Genomic DNA, 2,244 nt, shown 5'->3' on the forward strand with positions numbered 1-2,244 from the left:
CACCCTCCGCGCGGGCGGCAGCGACTCCGGGCGGCCGAGCCCGCCGGCGTGGCGGCCGGCCCGACCCCGCGGCCGGACCCGACGCCGATCTCACTCCCGGTCCCGGTCCCGGTTCCGGTTCCGGTTCCAGCTCGGGTCCCGGTTCCAGCTCGGGTCCTGGCTCGGGTTCCGGCTCTGGTCTCAGTCCCGGGTCCGCACGGTCCGGCGCGCCCGTGCCGGGGGGTAGACCGGCGCCGGTCCGTGGACAGGGCGGGGGCGGCCTGGACGAGGCGGACGAGATCGAGCGGTTGCTCATCCGGGTGCCCCGCGAGCGCGGTTCGGCTCTCGCCGCCGCCCTGCACGAGGCCCGCGGCGTCCTCGGCGCCCGCCGAAGCACGGCCGGCCTGCGCGTGCAGCTTGATCCGCTGGTCATCGGCTGACTACGCCATCCCCAACCGCACCCCGTCCGCCGCCGGGGCCGACCGTCCGCCACAGCGATGGTCGCCCGCGGTACGGTCGGGCAGCGGCAGGCCCGAGGACGCCGCCCGTGTCCCCGCCCTGGGTGCCGGCGGACCGTCCCCGGACCGCCGGACAGCTCGAATCCTGCCCCCGTAGACGGCCGCGGCGTCCGCATGGCGTCGCGGCGGATCGGTGCTCGCGTATGCGTCTTGTTTTCGCCGGCACACCGGCGGTCGCCCTGCCCAGCCTGCGGGCATTGATCGACAGCCCGCGCCACGACGTGGTCGCGGTCGTCACCCGCCCCGACCGGCCCGCCGGCCGAGGTCGGAAGATCAAACCACCTCCCGTGCACCTGCTCGCGGACGAGGCCGGCATCCCGGTGCTCAGCCCGGAGCGGCCGCGCGACCCGGACTTCCTCGCGGCGCTCACCGACCTGGAGCCGGACTGCTGCCCGGTCGTCGCCTACGGCGCCCTGCTCCCCCGGGAGGCGTTGGCGATCCCCCGCCACGGCTGGGTGAACCTGCACTTCTCGCTGCTGCCGGCCTACCGTGGCGCGGCCCCGGTGCAGCGCACGGTGCTCGCCGGCGACGATCTGACCGGCGCCAGCGTGTTCCAGATCGAACTGGCGATGGACTCCGGCCCGGTGTTCGGCGTCGTCACCGAGCGGGTCCGCCCCACCGACACCTCCGGGGACCTGCTCGACCGGCTCGCGGAGTCCGGCGCGCACCTGTTGGCCGCGGTCCTGGACGGCATCGACGACGGAACCCTGCAGGCGGTGCCCCAGCCCGCCGAGGGAGTGACGTTCGCGCCGAAGCTGACCGCGCAGGACTCCTCGATCGACTGGGCCCTGCCGGCGGTCGCCGTGGACCGGCTGACCCGGGCGGCGGCTCCCGCGCCTGGAGCGTGGACGGTGTTCCGGGACCGGCGGATCAAGATCGGTCCGGTGCGGATCGGAGCGCCGAACGCGCCCGACGTGCTGCCACCGGGCCGGCTGGCGGTGCTCCCCGACGGCGCCATCGCCGTGGGCACCGGGACGGCGCCGGTGCTGCTCGACGAGGTGCGGCCCGAGGGCCGCGGGCCGATGAAGGCCGCCGACTGGGCCCGAGGGGCACGGCTGACCGACGAGGACGTCCTGCGTGCACCGGCGGAGCAGGGGCCGTCGGCAGAACAGGGACCCTCGGCGGAGCAGGGACCCTCGGCGGAGCAGGGGCCGTCGGCAGAACAGGGGCCGTCGGCAGAACAGAGCGCGTCGGCAGGGAGGCCGTCCGGCGGCGGGGGAGCCGCATGAGCCCGGCCGGATCACCGGGCACCCGCGGTGCCCGCCCGCCTGCCGCCGTCGACCGGCCCCGCAGGCTGGCCTGGGAGGTGTTGCGCGCGGTCGACGAGCGTGGTTCGTACGCCAACCTGCTCCTGCCCTCGCTGCTCGCCGGCAGCGGGCTGCCGACCCGCGATCGCGGCTTTGTCACCGAGCTCGCCTACGGCGCGCTGCGTGCCCAGGGCACCCTCGACGGGCTGCTCAACACGGCCACGAGCCGACCCGTGCACGACATCGACCCGCCGCTGCGCGACGCGCTGCGGCTCGGCGCCTACCAACTGCTGCGCACCCGGGTGCCCGCCCGCGCCGCGGTGGCCAGCACCGTGGACCTCGTCCGGGCGACCAGCGGCGAGCGTCCGGTCCGGTTCGCCAACGCGGTGTTGCGGCGGGGGGGGGGGGGGGGGGGGGGGGCGGGGGGGGGGGGGGGGGGGGGGGGGGGGGGGGCGGGGGGCGGGTCATCCCCACCCCCCCCCCACCCCGGGGCGGGGGGG

At 77.3% G+C, this 2,244-nt stretch carries 2 protein-coding genes and 1 pseudogene; all 3 read left to right on the forward strand.

What is annotated here, in order from left to right; genetic code table 11:
- Positions 1 to 212: 212 nt before the first annotated feature.
- Entirely contained in the window at positions 213 to 419 is a 207-nt protein-coding gene (locus ND748_RS29820; protein ID WP_251749535.1) for a hypothetical protein, read from the forward strand.
- 221 nt (positions 420 to 640) lie between these two features.
- A pseudogene (fmt, locus tag ND748_RS29825) lies at positions 641 to 1,564 on the forward strand (methionyl-tRNA formyltransferase); the annotation flags it as partial.
- 158 nt (positions 1,565 to 1,722) lie between these two features.
- A partial coding sequence (locus ND748_RS29830; protein WP_285902901.1) for a transcription antitermination factor NusB occupies positions 1,723 to 2,244 on the forward strand: 522 nt, incomplete at its 3' end.

Origin of the sequence: Frankia sp. AiPs1, from assembly GCF_023716945.1 — a bacterium.
In the GTDB taxonomy this organism is placed as follows: Bacteria; Actinomycetota; Actinomycetes; order Frankiales; family Frankiaceae; genus Frankia.